This is a genomic window from Flavobacterium sp. AC274 (assembly GCF_979258275.1).
In genome coordinates this window covers 1,506,167-1,519,197 of sequence record NZ_OZ409852.1, presented here as the reverse complement: position 1 = coordinate 1,519,197, position 13,031 = coordinate 1,506,167, and the positions used below count along the sequence as shown (strand labels likewise).

General features: G+C 32.3%; 17 protein-coding genes. 5 read left to right on the top strand and 12 right to left on the bottom strand.

The features are described from left to right. Positions 1-29 precede the first annotated feature (29 nt). The 4 genes from ACZZZT_RS07005 to idi are packed head-to-tail and all read right to left on the bottom strand — an operon-like array spanning position 30 to position 2,475. Complete coding sequence (locus ACZZZT_RS07005; RefSeq protein ID WP_463459882.1) at positions 30-998, bottom strand: type I phosphomannose isomerase catalytic subunit; 969 nt, start codon at positions 996-998, stop codon at positions 30-32. 57 nt (positions 999-1,055) lie between these two features. Further along, entirely contained in the window at positions 1,056-1,514 is a 459-nt protein-coding gene (locus ACZZZT_RS07000) for a peroxiredoxin (protein WP_042565963.1), read from the bottom strand. A gap of 3 nt (positions 1,515-1,517) precedes the next feature. Further along, positions 1,518-1,928, bottom strand: a complete 411-nt coding sequence (locus ACZZZT_RS06995) for a 6-carboxytetrahydropterin synthase (protein WP_042565962.1) — start codon at positions 1,926-1,928, stop codon at positions 1,518-1,520. 19 nt (positions 1,929-1,947) lie between these two features. Further along, complete coding sequence (gene idi / locus ACZZZT_RS06990; RefSeq protein ID WP_073396032.1) at positions 1,948-2,475, bottom strand: isopentenyl-diphosphate Delta-isomerase; 528 nt, start codon at positions 2,473-2,475, stop codon at positions 1,948-1,950. Positions 2,476-2,768: 293 nt separating this feature from the next. On the opposite strand from idi, the gene msrB reads away from it, so the two are divergent. After that, positions 2,769-3,329: a peptide-methionine (R)-S-oxide reductase MsrB gene (gene msrB / locus ACZZZT_RS06985; RefSeq protein ID WP_463459881.1), complete on the top strand. Its 561-nt coding sequence runs from the start codon at positions 2,769-2,771 to the stop codon at positions 3,327-3,329. 55 nt (positions 3,330-3,384) lie between these two features. Continuing rightward, positions 3,385-3,951: a peptide-methionine (S)-S-oxide reductase MsrA gene (msrA, locus tag ACZZZT_RS06980; protein ID WP_463462391.1), complete on the top strand. Its 567-nt coding sequence runs from the start codon at positions 3,385-3,387 to the stop codon at positions 3,949-3,951. Positions 3,952-4,013: 62 nt separating this feature from the next. Here msrA and ACZZZT_RS06975 read toward each other — a convergent pair whose 3' ends face one another. Further along, a complete protein-coding gene (locus tag ACZZZT_RS06975; protein WP_463459880.1) occupies positions 4,014-4,448 on the bottom strand; it encodes an META domain-containing protein in 435 nt (144 codons plus the stop codon). Between the two features lie 261 nt (positions 4,449-4,709). On the opposite strand from ACZZZT_RS06975, the gene ACZZZT_RS06970 reads away from it, so the two are divergent. Together ACZZZT_RS06970 and ACZZZT_RS06965 are read left to right on the top strand one after the other, a co-directional pair. Further along, on the top strand, positions 4,710-6,116 hold the full coding sequence (locus ACZZZT_RS06970; protein WP_463459879.1) for an aminopeptidase P N-terminal domain-containing protein: 1,407 nt from the start codon (positions 4,710-4,712) through the stop codon (positions 6,114-6,116). A gap of 204 nt (positions 6,117-6,320) precedes the next feature. Further along, the gene (locus ACZZZT_RS06965) at positions 6,321-7,280 is read left to right on the top strand and encodes a quinone oxidoreductase family protein (RefSeq protein WP_463459878.1); all 960 of its coding nucleotides are present in this window, start codon (positions 6,321-6,323) and stop codon (positions 7,278-7,280) included. Positions 7,281-7,376: 96 nt separating this feature from the next. Here the strand turns inward: ACZZZT_RS06965 and ACZZZT_RS06960 are convergent, their stop codons facing one another. The 5 genes from ACZZZT_RS06960 to ACZZZT_RS06940 all read right to left on the bottom strand — a co-directional run bounded on the left by ACZZZT_RS06960 (position 7,377) and on the right by ACZZZT_RS06940 (position 11,357). Beyond that, positions 7,377-8,465, bottom strand: coding sequence for a DUF6630 family protein (locus ACZZZT_RS06960; protein WP_302093484.1), 1,089 nt, complete (start codon positions 8,463-8,465; stop codon positions 7,377-7,379). A 45-nt stretch (positions 8,466-8,510) separates the two neighbouring features. Further along, positions 8,511-9,047, bottom strand: a complete 537-nt coding sequence (locus ACZZZT_RS06955; RefSeq protein ID WP_463459877.1) for a hypothetical protein — start codon at positions 9,045-9,047, stop codon at positions 8,511-8,513. Between the two features lie 215 nt (positions 9,048-9,262). After that, a complete protein-coding gene (locus tag ACZZZT_RS06950; protein WP_463459876.1) occupies positions 9,263-10,822 on the bottom strand; it encodes an NAD(P)/FAD-dependent oxidoreductase in 1,560 nt (519 codons plus the stop codon). Between the two features lie 20 nt (positions 10,823-10,842). Beyond that, on the bottom strand, positions 10,843-11,109 hold the full coding sequence (locus ACZZZT_RS06945) for a type II toxin-antitoxin system RelE family toxin (RefSeq protein ID WP_042565955.1): 267 nt from the start codon (positions 11,107-11,109) through the stop codon (positions 10,843-10,845). Then, positions 11,106-11,357 carry a hypothetical protein gene (locus ACZZZT_RS06940; protein WP_042565954.1) on the bottom strand — a complete coding sequence of 84 codons (252 nt, stop codon included), beginning with the start codon at positions 11,355-11,357 and terminating at the stop codon, positions 11,106-11,108. The genes ACZZZT_RS06945 and ACZZZT_RS06940 overlap by 4 nt, the downstream gene beginning before the upstream one ends. Before the next feature lie 119 nt (positions 11,358-11,476). Here ACZZZT_RS06940 and ACZZZT_RS06935 point away from each other — a divergent pair, with 119 nt between their 5' ends. Continuing rightward, complete coding sequence (locus ACZZZT_RS06935) at positions 11,477-11,716, top strand: hypothetical protein (protein WP_042565953.1); 240 nt, start codon at positions 11,477-11,479, stop codon at positions 11,714-11,716. 121 nt (positions 11,717-11,837) lie between these two features. On the opposite strand, the gene ACZZZT_RS06930 is transcribed toward ACZZZT_RS06935, so the two are convergent. Together ACZZZT_RS06930 and ACZZZT_RS06925 are read right to left on the bottom strand one after the other, a co-directional pair. Further along, positions 11,838-12,260: a hypothetical protein gene (locus ACZZZT_RS06930; protein ID WP_463459875.1), complete on the bottom strand. Its 423-nt coding sequence runs from the start codon at positions 12,258-12,260 to the stop codon at positions 11,838-11,840. A gap of 4 nt (positions 12,261-12,264) precedes the next feature. Then, a complete protein-coding gene (locus ACZZZT_RS06925; protein ID WP_302093488.1) occupies positions 12,265-13,026 on the bottom strand; it encodes a hypothetical protein in 762 nt (253 codons plus the stop codon). Positions 13,027-13,031: the final 5 nt, after the last annotated feature.

Below are 13,031 nucleotides of genomic sequence, written 5' to 3'. Positions count from 1 at the left end.
AAAAGTACATATAATCTTTTTATTACGTGCTATGAAATGTAAATTTCTAAAATTGAAGCATTTCCATTCAAAATAAATGCATTAATCTCAGCAGGAACCAAAATAGTATCTCCTTTTATATAAGATTGTTTAAAACCGCTGTATTCAATTTCAAAACTTCCTTCAATACACATGTAAACAGTAAAACTTGCTCCTGATTTAGAAACTTCCAATTTATTTTCTAAAGGAAGAAAATTGGTCGTAAAATAAGGGCAATCTACAACAACATTTGATGTATTTGTTTTTGTCTCGTATTTCTTCTGTGTATCTACTTTATCATAATTAATAGCATCAAGCGCTAAATCTACGTGAAGTTCTCTTGTGTTTCCCTGTGCATCTTTACGGTCAAAATCGTACAAACGATATGTAATATCAGATGTTTGCTGAATTTCGGCAACAACCAAACCTGCACCTATCGCGTGAACGGTTCCAGTTTCTAAAAAGAAAACATCTCCCGGCTTTGCTTTTACAGTATCTAAAATAGAAACTAACGTTTTATCATTTAAGTGTTTTAAATATTCCTCTTTGCTTGAATCTTCTTTAAATCCAACAATAATTCTTGCATCGGCATCAGCTTGCGTTACATACCACATTTCTGTTTTACCAAAAGAATTATGACGCTCTTTTGCCAATTTATCGTTTGGATGAACTTGTATCGAAAGATCTTCTCTTGCATCTAAATATTTAAAGAGCAACGGAAATTGTTTTCCAAAACGTTTGTAAACTTCTGTTCCCAGAATTTCATTTGGTGATTCGTCAATAAGTTCCATTAACGATTTCCCTTTTAATTCACCATTCGACACAACACTCACGTCTCCTTCTACAGTTGATAATTCCCAGCTTTCGCCAGTTATTTTAGAAGTAATTGGTTTGTTAAGAATAGTTTTCAGTTTTTCTCCTCCCCAGATTCTTTCTTTTAAAATTGGTTCAAATTGTAAAGGGTACATTTGTGGTTTCATAAGTTTTTCTTTTTTGGCAAATATTTTAATTAATTATTGTTGTGTTCTAATTGTAATTTATAATACTAATTCTTTAATGGTCTCTAATGCTTTCGGAATGTGTTTTGCTGCATTCATATTATCAAAAATGTAAATTACAACTCCATTTCTGTCAATAATATACGTAACTCTTCCCGGCAACAAACCAAATAAATTATTCTTTACTCCAAAAAGCTGTCTTAATCTTTTATCCTGATCAGACAACAAAATGAATGGCAATTCATGTTTTTTGGCAAATTTGTGATGTGATTTTACACTATCACTGCTTATCCCGATTACTTCGGCACCTAAATCTTTAAAATCTTCGTATTGGTCTCTAAAGCTACAAGCCTCAGTAGTACAACCCGGCGTATTATCTTTTGGGTAAAAATAAATCACAAGTGGCTTTCTTCCTAAAACATTTCGGCTTTCAAAAAGTTCTCCGTGACTATCTTTTGCAGTAAAATTCGGAACTATATCTCCTATTTTTAATGACATTTATTATTCTCCTTTATAAGTTACAAAATTGCGGTCCGTTTCATTCAAAACGATTTCTAAGTCAAAATCAGGCTGAATTCTTTTTCTAATTTTATTCCATATCACAACGGCAATATTTTCTGCTGTTGGATTCAAATCCTGAAATTCCGGAACATCCAGATTCAGGTTTTTGTGATCAAACGGAATTTCTACCTCTTCCAGTATAATATCCGCTAATACTTTCACATCTAAAACAAAACCAGTTTCGGGGTCAATTTTTCCTGTAACACTTACTGTTAAACCATAATTATGACCATGAAAATTGGCGTTATTGCATTTTCCAAAAACAGCATCGTTTTTTTCAAATGTCCAATCTTTTCTGTGCAATCGATGTGCAGCATTAAAATGTGCTTTTCTTGATATGGTTACTCTCATTTAGGTTTGGTTGGTATAATTAAATTTTATGGTCTTCTAAATAATGATAAAATTCATCAAAAATTATTTTAAACCATACAGTATAAATTTCAGGCTTTTGTTCAATATCTGCTTTAATATCTTCAATTTTCATCCATTTCCAATCTTCGACTTCCTCTAAATTGATGGCAGGATTGTCATTATAATAGCCTATCATAACATGATCGAGTTCGTGTTCAGTCAAACCATTATCAAAAGGTGCTTTATAAATAAAATGAAAAAGTTCTTTCAATTCTGCTTTAAAACCCATTTCCTCAAACAATCTTCTGCTTCCGGCTTCTATATTTGTTTCGCCTTCACGTTGATGACTGCAACATGTATTCGTCCAGAGTAAAGGAGAATGATATTTTTGATGCGCACGCTGCTGCAACATGATTTCATTTTTACTATTTAAAATAAAAACCGAAAATGCACGGTGTAAAAGTGCTTTTTCATGCGCTTCTAATTTTGGCATTAAGCCAATTTGTTCATCGTTTTGATTGACTAATATTACGTTTTCTTCTATCATATGTAGTTTTGTACAAACAAAAATACGAAAAAAGAAATGGCTTGAAAATCCTAAAAAAGATTGTGAAAAGTTTAACGAGCTGCCATTCTTTACAAGCATTTCATATTCAAAACTTTATAAATCTATTTTAATTTTAAAACACCTTAAAAATAAGTCTAAAAAACTAAACCGATTGCTTTTACGTAAATAAAAAAAGTTAAAACATACTTAAAAAAACTCAATTGTAAATTAGCCGACATTTCTAAGCCAACTCTCGTCGTATCTTTGATATACAATTAAAAGCCTCATAAAACATGAAAACAAGAACTCAATTTTTTAGCCTTTGCCTTTTGCTTCCGCTCTTTATTTTTCAGGCATGCGGGCAATCATCAAAAAAACAAAATACAAAAACTGTTGTTATGGAAAATAAAATCGATAAACCCGGAAATCCTTATTATTCAAATACAGATACCACAAAACTAAACGTAAGTGATGCCGAATGGAAAAAAGTGCTTTCGGAAGATGTTTATGCTGTTATGCGTCAAGCGGATACGGAGAGACCTTTTACAGGAAAATACTGGAACACCGATGAAAAAGGAACGTACTATTGCGCGTCATGCGGAAACCTGCTTTTTAGATCAGGAGCCAAATTTTCAAGCAGCTGCGGCTGGCCAAGCTTTTTTGAACAGGACAATAAAAAAAGTGTGGTTTATAAAAATGATAATTCACTGGGAATGGAAAGAATCGAAGCACTTTGCGGACGTTGCGGCGGACACTTAGGTCATTTATTTGATGACGGTCCTGCGCCAACCGGAAAACGCTATTGCATGAACTCAATTGCTCTTGATTTTATTCCTGATACACAAAACAAATAATTCTTAAAATGAAAAATATAATTGTAATACTGCTTTGCGCAATATCTCTTAACGGATTCGCACAAACAAAAAAACTTCAAATCTAGAAACCATTACCGTTGGCGGTGGCTGTTATTGGTGTGTAGAAGCTGTTTATGAAAACCTAAACGGGGTAAAATCTGTTGTTTCGGGATTTTCGGGAGGAAAAGTGGCTAACCCAACTTATGAAGAAGTTTGCACAGGAACAACTAGTCACGCCGAAGTGGTACAAATTACGTATGACAAAAACGTGACAGACCTCAACGAAATTTTCAAGGTTTTCTTTACCGTTCACGATCCTACAACTTTAAACAGACAAGGAGCCGATGTTGGAACACAATATCGTTCTGTGATTTTTTATAAAAACGAAGAGCAAAAAAAAGCCGCTCAAAGTATTATCGCCGAGCTAAATAAAGCAAAAGTTTACGATAGCCCAATTGTGACAAAAGTAGAACCTTTTACAAAGTTTTATAAAGCCGGAGATTATCACCAAAATTATTATGCAAACAATAAAAATCAGCCGTATTGCAAAATGGTGATTCAACCTAAAATAGAAAAATTCGAAAAAGTCTTTAAAGACAAATTAAAAAAGAGTAAAGCATAAAAAAATAGCGAAATGAATTAAATCATTTCGCTATTTTTTTTAAGTCAATTTTTGAATTTAAATTATTTCGCTGCTTTTTTAAATCTCATCATCGGCACATCGCCTTGAATTAGATTTAGTTTTCCATCTTTGTCAATAGAATAACTTGTGATTTTTTTCATTTGCTGCAAAAATTGTGCTTCTCCTCCACCATCACAAAACATCATTGTAGTTGGTCCCGGCTCTCCAAAAGTCAAAGAATTTCCATTTAAAGTAAATGGCGCGCTGTAGCCATTACACCCATTATTCCCAAAAACATTTTTTTCTTTCTGATCAAAAGTAATTTGTGGTTTTTTATTCGGATACAATCCTTCAAAAGCAATTCTTGGTCCTGAAATATATTCTAATTCCCAAGTTGTATCATAAATACCGGCAGCGCTTTTATTTTCTTTTGATGCCATACATGAAGCAAGTAATAAGGTTAAAACCGAAACGATTGCAATGGTATATTTTTTCATAATTTGTTTTTTTTGAATTAAATATTTTGTTTTTTTTGAAGATTAAAATTAGCCTCTAACATTCCTTTCTCAATATTCATGCCCGTTTTTAAGTTTTAAATAGAAAAACTTTAACCATTAAGTTGACATATTTTCATCTCTAAGTTACATATTTTTCTTAAAAACAATATTAATACAAGATTTAAATTCCATTACGCAATTGTATTTTTTTTGTAATTTGCATCACATAAAAAACAAATTCATCATCAAAAAATCAAAAAAATGAAGCGACTGCTCTTACTTTTTGCCTTCTTTATTACAATCAATCAAGTACAATCTCAGGAAAATTTACCAACCGATTATCTTTCCAAAGAATTTCATAAAGGCAGAAGAGAAGCTTTTAGAGCTTTAATGCCTGCAAATTCTATAGCGGTTATTTTTTCATATCCTGAAAGAGTTTTTTCAAAAGACGTTAATTACAATTATCATCAAAATCCAGATATGTTTTATTTAACAGGTTATAAGGAACCAGATGGTGTTTTATTGCTTTTTAAAGAAAATCAGGGAAGTGGCGAAAAATACAACGAAGTTCTTTTTGTGAGAGAAAAAAATGCCAATCGCGAAATGTGGACAGGAAGACGTTTAGGAACCGACGGAGCAAAATCTAAATTAGGTTTTTCAACAGCTTACAACGGCAAGGATTTTAAGGATTTCGCTATTGATTTTAAAAAGTTTGATAAAATTATTTACGACAAAATACCAACAGATCTTGGAAAAGACAAAAGTGGCTTTGATCTTTTTGGTTTGCTTGATACTTTTAAAACTAAGGCAGGAATTACTACTGAAAGCGAAGCTTCATTAGAACTTTTCAGAACAATTACAAACTCGCTTAGAGAAATTAAAACGCCGGAAGAAATGGTTTTAATGCGTAAAACCGTAAAACTTTCCTGTGTTGCCCACAACGAAGTCATGAAAGCAGTTGGTCCCGATATGAGCGAAAACGAGGCTGACGGAATTCATGCTTACATTCACAAACACTATGGTGCCGAAGGCGAAGGTTATCCGCCAATTATAGGCGCCGGAGCAAACGGATGTATTTTACATTACGGAGAAAATAACGCCACAAAAATCGACAATCAATTGTTGTTAATGGATGTTGGTTCTGAGTATCACGGTTATTCTGCCGACGTTACAAGAACAATTCCGGCAAACGGAAAATTTACCGAAGAACAAAAAGCCATTTATCAATTGGTTTACGACGCGCAGGAAGAGGTTTTTAAAATCTGTAAAGAAGGAACACCAATTCAGGATTTAAATAAAAAATCTAAAGAAGTTATTGCTGCCGGATTAATTAAACTGGGAATTATTACTGATCCTGCCGATGTAAAAATTTATTATCCGCATGGCTGTTCGCATTTTCTTGGTTTAGATGTTCATGACAAAGGAAATTATATGGGCAGCTTAAAAGAAAACATGATCCTTACTGTTGAACCTGGAATTTATATTCCCGCAAACAGTAAATGCGATAAAAAATGGTGGAATATTGGTGTCCGTATCGAAGATGATATTCTCATCAAAAAAGATTCATATGAAAATCTATCAGCTGAATCTCCAAGAAAATGGGATGATATCGAAAAATTGGCAACTCAAAAAAGTACTTTCAACGAAATGAAATTTCCTAAAATATAATTGATTTTTTGCCACGAATTTCACGAATCTACACTAACTAATTCGTGAATTCGTGGCGAAAAATCATTTTAATCTTATAATCTGTGGCTATAAAAAACTAAAAACCTCGTTTCACTGAAATGAGGTTTTTTTATGCACTTTTAAGACAAGCTTTTAAATCTACAGCTGATTTTCACGTACTTTGTATTTCTAAAAATATAAAAAATGAAAGCACTTACCTTCTCTACTTTCGGAGATTCGGATGTTTTAGAATATATAGAAATTCCAAATCCGGAATTAAAAAGCGATGAAATTTTAGTCGAAATGAAAGCCATCGGATTGAATTTTGCCGATGTTTACAGACGAAAAGGAAATTATCACTTAAAAGGAAATTCACCTTTTATTGCCGGTTACGAAGGCGCCGGAATTATTGTCGATGCTAACAATCATCCGGAATATAAAGTTGGCGATCGTGTGGCTTTCGCCGATGTTCCATTTGCAAATGCAGAATTGGTTGCCGTAAATACAAATCACGTTTTACCTTTACCGGAAGCCATTTCGTTTGAAACGGCAGCTTCTATTTTACTACAAGGTTTGACAGCGCATTATTTAGCAACCGACAGTCATACAACAGCAAAAGGTGAAACAATTTTAATTCACGCCGTTGCGGGTGGAGTTGGTCAGATTTTAACCCAAATAAGCAAATTGTTAGGCGCCAATGTTATTGGTTTAACCTCATCTTCAGACAAAGCAAAAGTAGCTTTTGAACAAGGTGCAGATCATGTTTTTCTATATAATAATGATTGGAAATCAGATGTTTTAAAAATAATCCCAAATGGCGTTGATGTCGTTTACGATAGTATCGGAAGTACATTAATGGACAGTTTTGAGGTCACAAAAGAATGCGGACAAGTTGTTTTCTTCGGAATGGCGGGCGGCGATCCGGCACCTGTAGATCCGAGAATGTTAATGGATGGTTCTAAAACTCTGACTGGTGGTGATTTATGGAGTTATTTAAACTCGAAAGAAGAAAGAATCAAAAGAGCCAATCAATTATTTCAATGGATTATAGAAGGAAAAGTAACGCTTTCAACACCAACATCTTTCAAATTATCAGAAGGAAAATTGGCGCATGATTATCTTGAAAGCAGAAAAAGTACAGGGAAAATAATTTTGATTCCGTAATTAAAAGATACATGTAAAGTTTTTCGCCACAAATTCACGAATTTTAGTTTTGCAATAATTCGTGAATTCGTGGCGATTATTTTTTTAAGCCTTATTTTATAACTGATTTACCTCAATCTTAGTCAACCCAGACAAGGCTAAAATCCTGCCTACATCACTTTTATTTGCCACAAAAAACAAATAATTATCACCATGTGTATCATAAGTCATTAGTTCCAAATCTAATTTCTCTAATGCTGATTGAATATAAGGAAACAAATTATGACTATAGGTTTCTTCCGGATAGGCAAAATTAAGATCCTGACCAATCATTTCTGAAATGAAATACTCAGCATCTTCCGGATCAAATTTCCAATCGCTGTTCCAGCAATCCACACTATCAAAAAGATCCCAGTGTGCTTCAACTGACTCGTGATAATTATCCGGTCCTTTTTTAAAATTCTTTAAAAGCTTTTTCGATTGTTTTTTAACCAGTTTATCTTCTGCATTTCCTCTTGAAACCAGATTAATAAATTCTTCAAAAGTTTCAATTGTAACGGCTTCATCTTCTATTAAATTTTCTGATGAAGGAAGTTCGACACTTTCAGGAATTTCAATATTTACATATTGGCAAATTGCCTGCAGTACTTTTTCAAATTCTTTAAAACCTATCTCCTGAACATCATTTTGAGGGTTCTTTATATCAATAGATTGAGTATTACGAATCCCTTTTACATAATCCATAAAGAAATCAGTAGTGTATAGAATCCTGAAATCATTAGTTTCTAAACTATTTGTACAGCAAAAAAAGATAATAAAATTATGAAAAACATGCTTCAGATCTCTTTTAATTCTTGCTGGCGGCTCAGAATAAAACTGAATATGTATATAATCATATTCAAGTCCTTTTTCAATCTCATCCTCAGAAAGTGCTCCAATATCTATTTTTTTATACAGTTCATTTAAAAGTCCATACGCATCTTTCAAATCACTTTTCTCAAATTCATTTTTAGCTTGCTCGTAATTAAATGCACTTGGAAAAGTAAATAAATTGGTCACAACAGTATTGTGAACACCTTTCATTTTAAATTCAATTTGATCTTCTACGTTATATAAATACGAGTAAATGGCATTAAGAACATCAAAAGAAACAATTGATTTTGGGTCGTTGTTTCGACCAAACAAATTAGAAAAGAAATTTTTCATTAAAACAATTTTAAATATTGTATTCCAAATTTAAATTATTACTTCTTATTTTAGTGCGTTTTTGTTAATTAAAGTAAATTCTTCAACAATCGACTTTGCCAAATATTTGAGTATTTCTTGAAATTCTTCATTACTACTCATTCGATTTTTAGAATCAAAAAAATTATTATCCCCTTGAATGAATAAATCTCTTTTATCATATTTTAAGCTCCAATATTTCAAATTCTGAAATGCGAAAAGCTCCAATTCAGCAAGCTTAGGAATTACAACATTGATATTATGTGTACTCCCTTTTACAGACCCTGACAAAAATTTATATTTTATCGTTTCGTTATTTTCAAAATAAAAAGTCAATTCAGCTCCTTTATAAAGTGTAATTTTCTTATTAGATGAAGCAATTTCTATAACTATATATCTATCCGATATTTTAAAACTCAATCCAAGATAGTTATCACTTCCTTGGTCATAATACATTGGTAAATATTTCGAATTACTCATTGTTATATTATCAAAATAAATCGAAGTATTATTCAATCTTGTTTGAAGTTTAACAGTTTGAATCTTGAGTATAATTTCTTCCAATGGAATTTTATAATTAGGCTTTCTTATCTTATTCTCTTTTTCAATTTTATTTTTTTACATCAATAAAAGAATACTTTATATTACCAATTTCTTGATATTTCTTATTATTTTCTTTAAAAATAATATTACCAAATAATTTTCCAATAAACCATCCCCCTCCTACGAGCACAAGAAATAGTATTATTACAAAAATTATAACTCCCATTTGCGTTATATTATTTTAGTGTTTCGGCAATCATTAAAGCGCATTTTTCACCATCGATAGCAGCAGATATAATTCCGCCTGCATAACCAGCGCCTTCTCCACACGGATATAAACCTTTTATTTGCAAATGTTCATAAGTCAAAGGATCTCTTGGGATTCTAACCGGTGATGAAGTTCTGCTCTCCGGAGCGTGCAAAATAGCTTCGTTGGTTAAATAACCTCGCATTGATTTTCCAAATTCCTTAAAACCTTCGCGCAAAATCTGCGATAAAAAACCGGGAAAAACCTGTCCCATTTCAACCGAGGTTGTTCCGGGAACATAAGATGTTTTTGGAATATCTGCTGAAACTTTATTTTGCGTAAAATCGATCATTCGCTGTGCCGGAACTTTTTGAGTTTCCCCAGCCAAATGCCACGCTTTTTGCTCGATACTTTTTTGAAATTCCATTCCGGCCAAAGCACCAAATTTTGCAAAAGGTTTAAAATCTTCCAATTTTAATTCAATTACAATTCCTGAATTTGCAGTTGCCTGATCTCTTTTTGAGGGTGACCAACCGTTTGTAACTACTTCGCCCGGACTTGTCGCACAAGGTGCTATTACACCACCAGGACACATACAGAAAGAATACATTCCGCGGCCGTTAACTTGTTTAACAATCGAATATGGTGCCGGTGGCAAATGTTCACCACGATAATCACAGCTGTATTGGATACTGTCGATTAATTCCTGTGAATGCTCTGCACGAACTCCTAATGCAAAAGGTTTTGCCTCGATTAGAATTTTCTTTTTATCTAATAATTCAAAAATATCACGCGCCGAATGCCCTGTTGCTAAGATTAATTTATTAGCAAGAATAGTATCTCCATTTTGAGTTACGATTCCTTCAACTTCATTATTTTTTACTAAAATATCAGTTACTCTGGTATCAAACAAAACCTGACCACCAAATTCGATTATCTTGTTTCGAATGTCTTCAATGATTTTTGGCAATTTATTTGTTCCGATGTGTGGATGCGCTTCTACCAAAATATCTTCAGAAGCTCCAAAAGCTACTAAAAGCTCTAAAATTCTGGTAACATCGCCACGTTTTTTAGAACGCGTATATAATTTTCCGTCAGAATAGGTTCCTGCCCCGCCTTCACCAAAACAGTAATTCGAATCTTCGTTTACCAAATGATCTACGTTGATTGCTTTTAAGTCACGACGGCGTCCGCGAACGTCTTTTCCTCGCTCGATTACAATTGGCTTTAAGCCTAATTCTATCAATTGCAAAGCTGCAAAAAGTCCTGCCGGGCCAGCGCCAACAACAATCACTTCCTGTGCCGACGAAACGTCATTATATATAGGTAGCTCAATTTTGGTTTCCTGAAAAGGTTCGCCTTTTAAATATATAGTAACTTTCAAATTGATTTTTATTGCTTTTTGGCGCGCATCAATTGAACGTTTTAAAATGGTAATATGCTGAATTTCCTGTGGAGAAACTTTTATTTGTTTAGACAAATAGTCTTTCAGCAGCGATTCGTTTGCGGCAATATCGGGAGAAACTTGTAATAGAAGTTCTTTTGGCATGTTGTATGTGTTCTGAAATCTTATGGAAATAATTTATAAATATCTTCGCGTTTTGCAAATCGGGCAAGTTCTACCACTTCACCATCGAAAAAAAATCCCAATCTATATTTTCCAATCCTAATTCTGTAAGCTTCCGTATGACCTTTCAGTTTTTTGACATTAGATAGAAGATTTAAATTTTCGGTTTCTTTTAGCAAAACAATAATCTCAAATAAATTATTCTTTAAAGTCTCATCATTAATTTTTAGTAAATCTTTAGAAAATTGTTTTAAATATTCAACTTTCATTTACCTAATATTTTGAAGATTTCCTCTTCGCTAACTTTATCGTTTCTGTCTACTTCCTGCATTAACATCATTAAACCAAGGTCTTCTTTTTCTTCCTCCGACAAATTATTAAATTGATTTGATTGCATGTTTTTCACGTACATTTGCACTGCATTTTCAATTAATCCTTTAACGCTTGTCTTTTCAAAAATTGAAATCACCTTTAATTTAGTTAACGTTTTTTCGTCGATATCTATTAACTTTCTCATTTGAAATAATTTTAAGCAAAAATATACCATATATACGATATATACAATTTAAAATACAATGAATATCTTGAGACAAACTTTGTACCTTTGCAACTCTGAACCTTTGCACCTTTAAAAAAATGTCTAGAAAAATAAAACTAATTTGGGATTTTCGTGGTCCTGCTTCGGCAAAAACTGCTGAACATCACGAAATTCATTTGAAAGAATATATCGCCATAGAAAAACTTCCGTTAAATATTACGGGTTTTAAAATTATAAACGACATGCAGGCAATTGCTTTTATGGTTGTCACCGATGAAAATATGATTCAGGTAAGAGATGCTTTGAAACCACATCGTGGGGAAGTCTTTGAAGGATAAATTCCAATCTTTTAAATTCCAAATTCCAATTATTGGGGAAAATTTTAAATAAAAAATTCCAAATTTCAAACTATCGCTAGCACTTGGAATTTGGAATTTTTTAATTGAAATTAGTCCTGAATTATTTTAGATCAAGTCTGTAATCACTGAATGTATAGGTATTATTATCTTTTCCTAATAACTTAATACTTTTGAACTCAACAGATTCTTCACATTTTACTTCATATTTGTAAACATCAATATCTTTACTGCTTTCTGAAGCTTCATAAAACTTACCATCTTCAGTCCACCATTTTCCTTTTTCGGTAAAAGTCTGAACTTCGCAATCTTCTTTTGCAGTAAACATTATCATGTAAGTACCATCTGCAAATCTTTGTTGTATCCAGTGTTTTTCAACTCCCTCTATTTGGGCGTCTTTCTCAAAACCTTTCCAAATACCCACTAATTTTGTATCGTTCTCTTTTTTATCGATTGAAAAACTAAAAATTAAAATTGAAAATACTGCCAAGGCAATTATTTTAAATAACGGAGATATTTTTTTCATACAATTAATTAGTTGGGATTTCTATTGTTTTCATATAATCATTTAAAAAAACAAACATAAAAGAATCTATTTGTTTATCTGCTCTAAATTCAGCTTCCTTTTGCTTTAGTGATTTGTTTTCTTTTCCGATACCAGGATTTTCAATCAAAAAGACACTATTGTTATTGATACCAAACTCATTAGTTGTCTCATCTTTAAACTCTTTAACTTTAAGTTTATATTCTTCAGTTCGTTTATAATACTTAAAATAATCAATTTTAAATTTTTGGAATTCCTTTGCAGTCAATTTTTTCGATTTAATCTTAATTCCGTTTTTTATTTCCATCAGATTATAATTTTCATATAAAGAACTATAACCCATATGAACGTATTGAAGCATCTTTCCAGATGGACATATTAATAAACCCGAATAAAAATCACATTCAAAATTAGATTGCATTCCAAATACATCCTTATATATAGATGTCAAAAAATAATCCGTTTCGCCTTTGCTATTTTCTTTGTAATCTTCTTTATAAATATTTTCAACAACCAATTTTCCATCTAAGAATTTAAAATACGCAATATAACCTCGCCAATTCCCACTAGAAACGCCAGTTATTAATTTTTCAGGAATCGGATGAATATTAAAATATTCTTCTAACGGATTTGACTGAATTTGTAAAGTATCCTTATCAATGATTAAATAATCCGGAGCCTGAGCCGTCGCAAATGATTTAATAGATATGAGAATAACAAAAGCAAAAAGCAATTTTAAAAACTTCATAAATC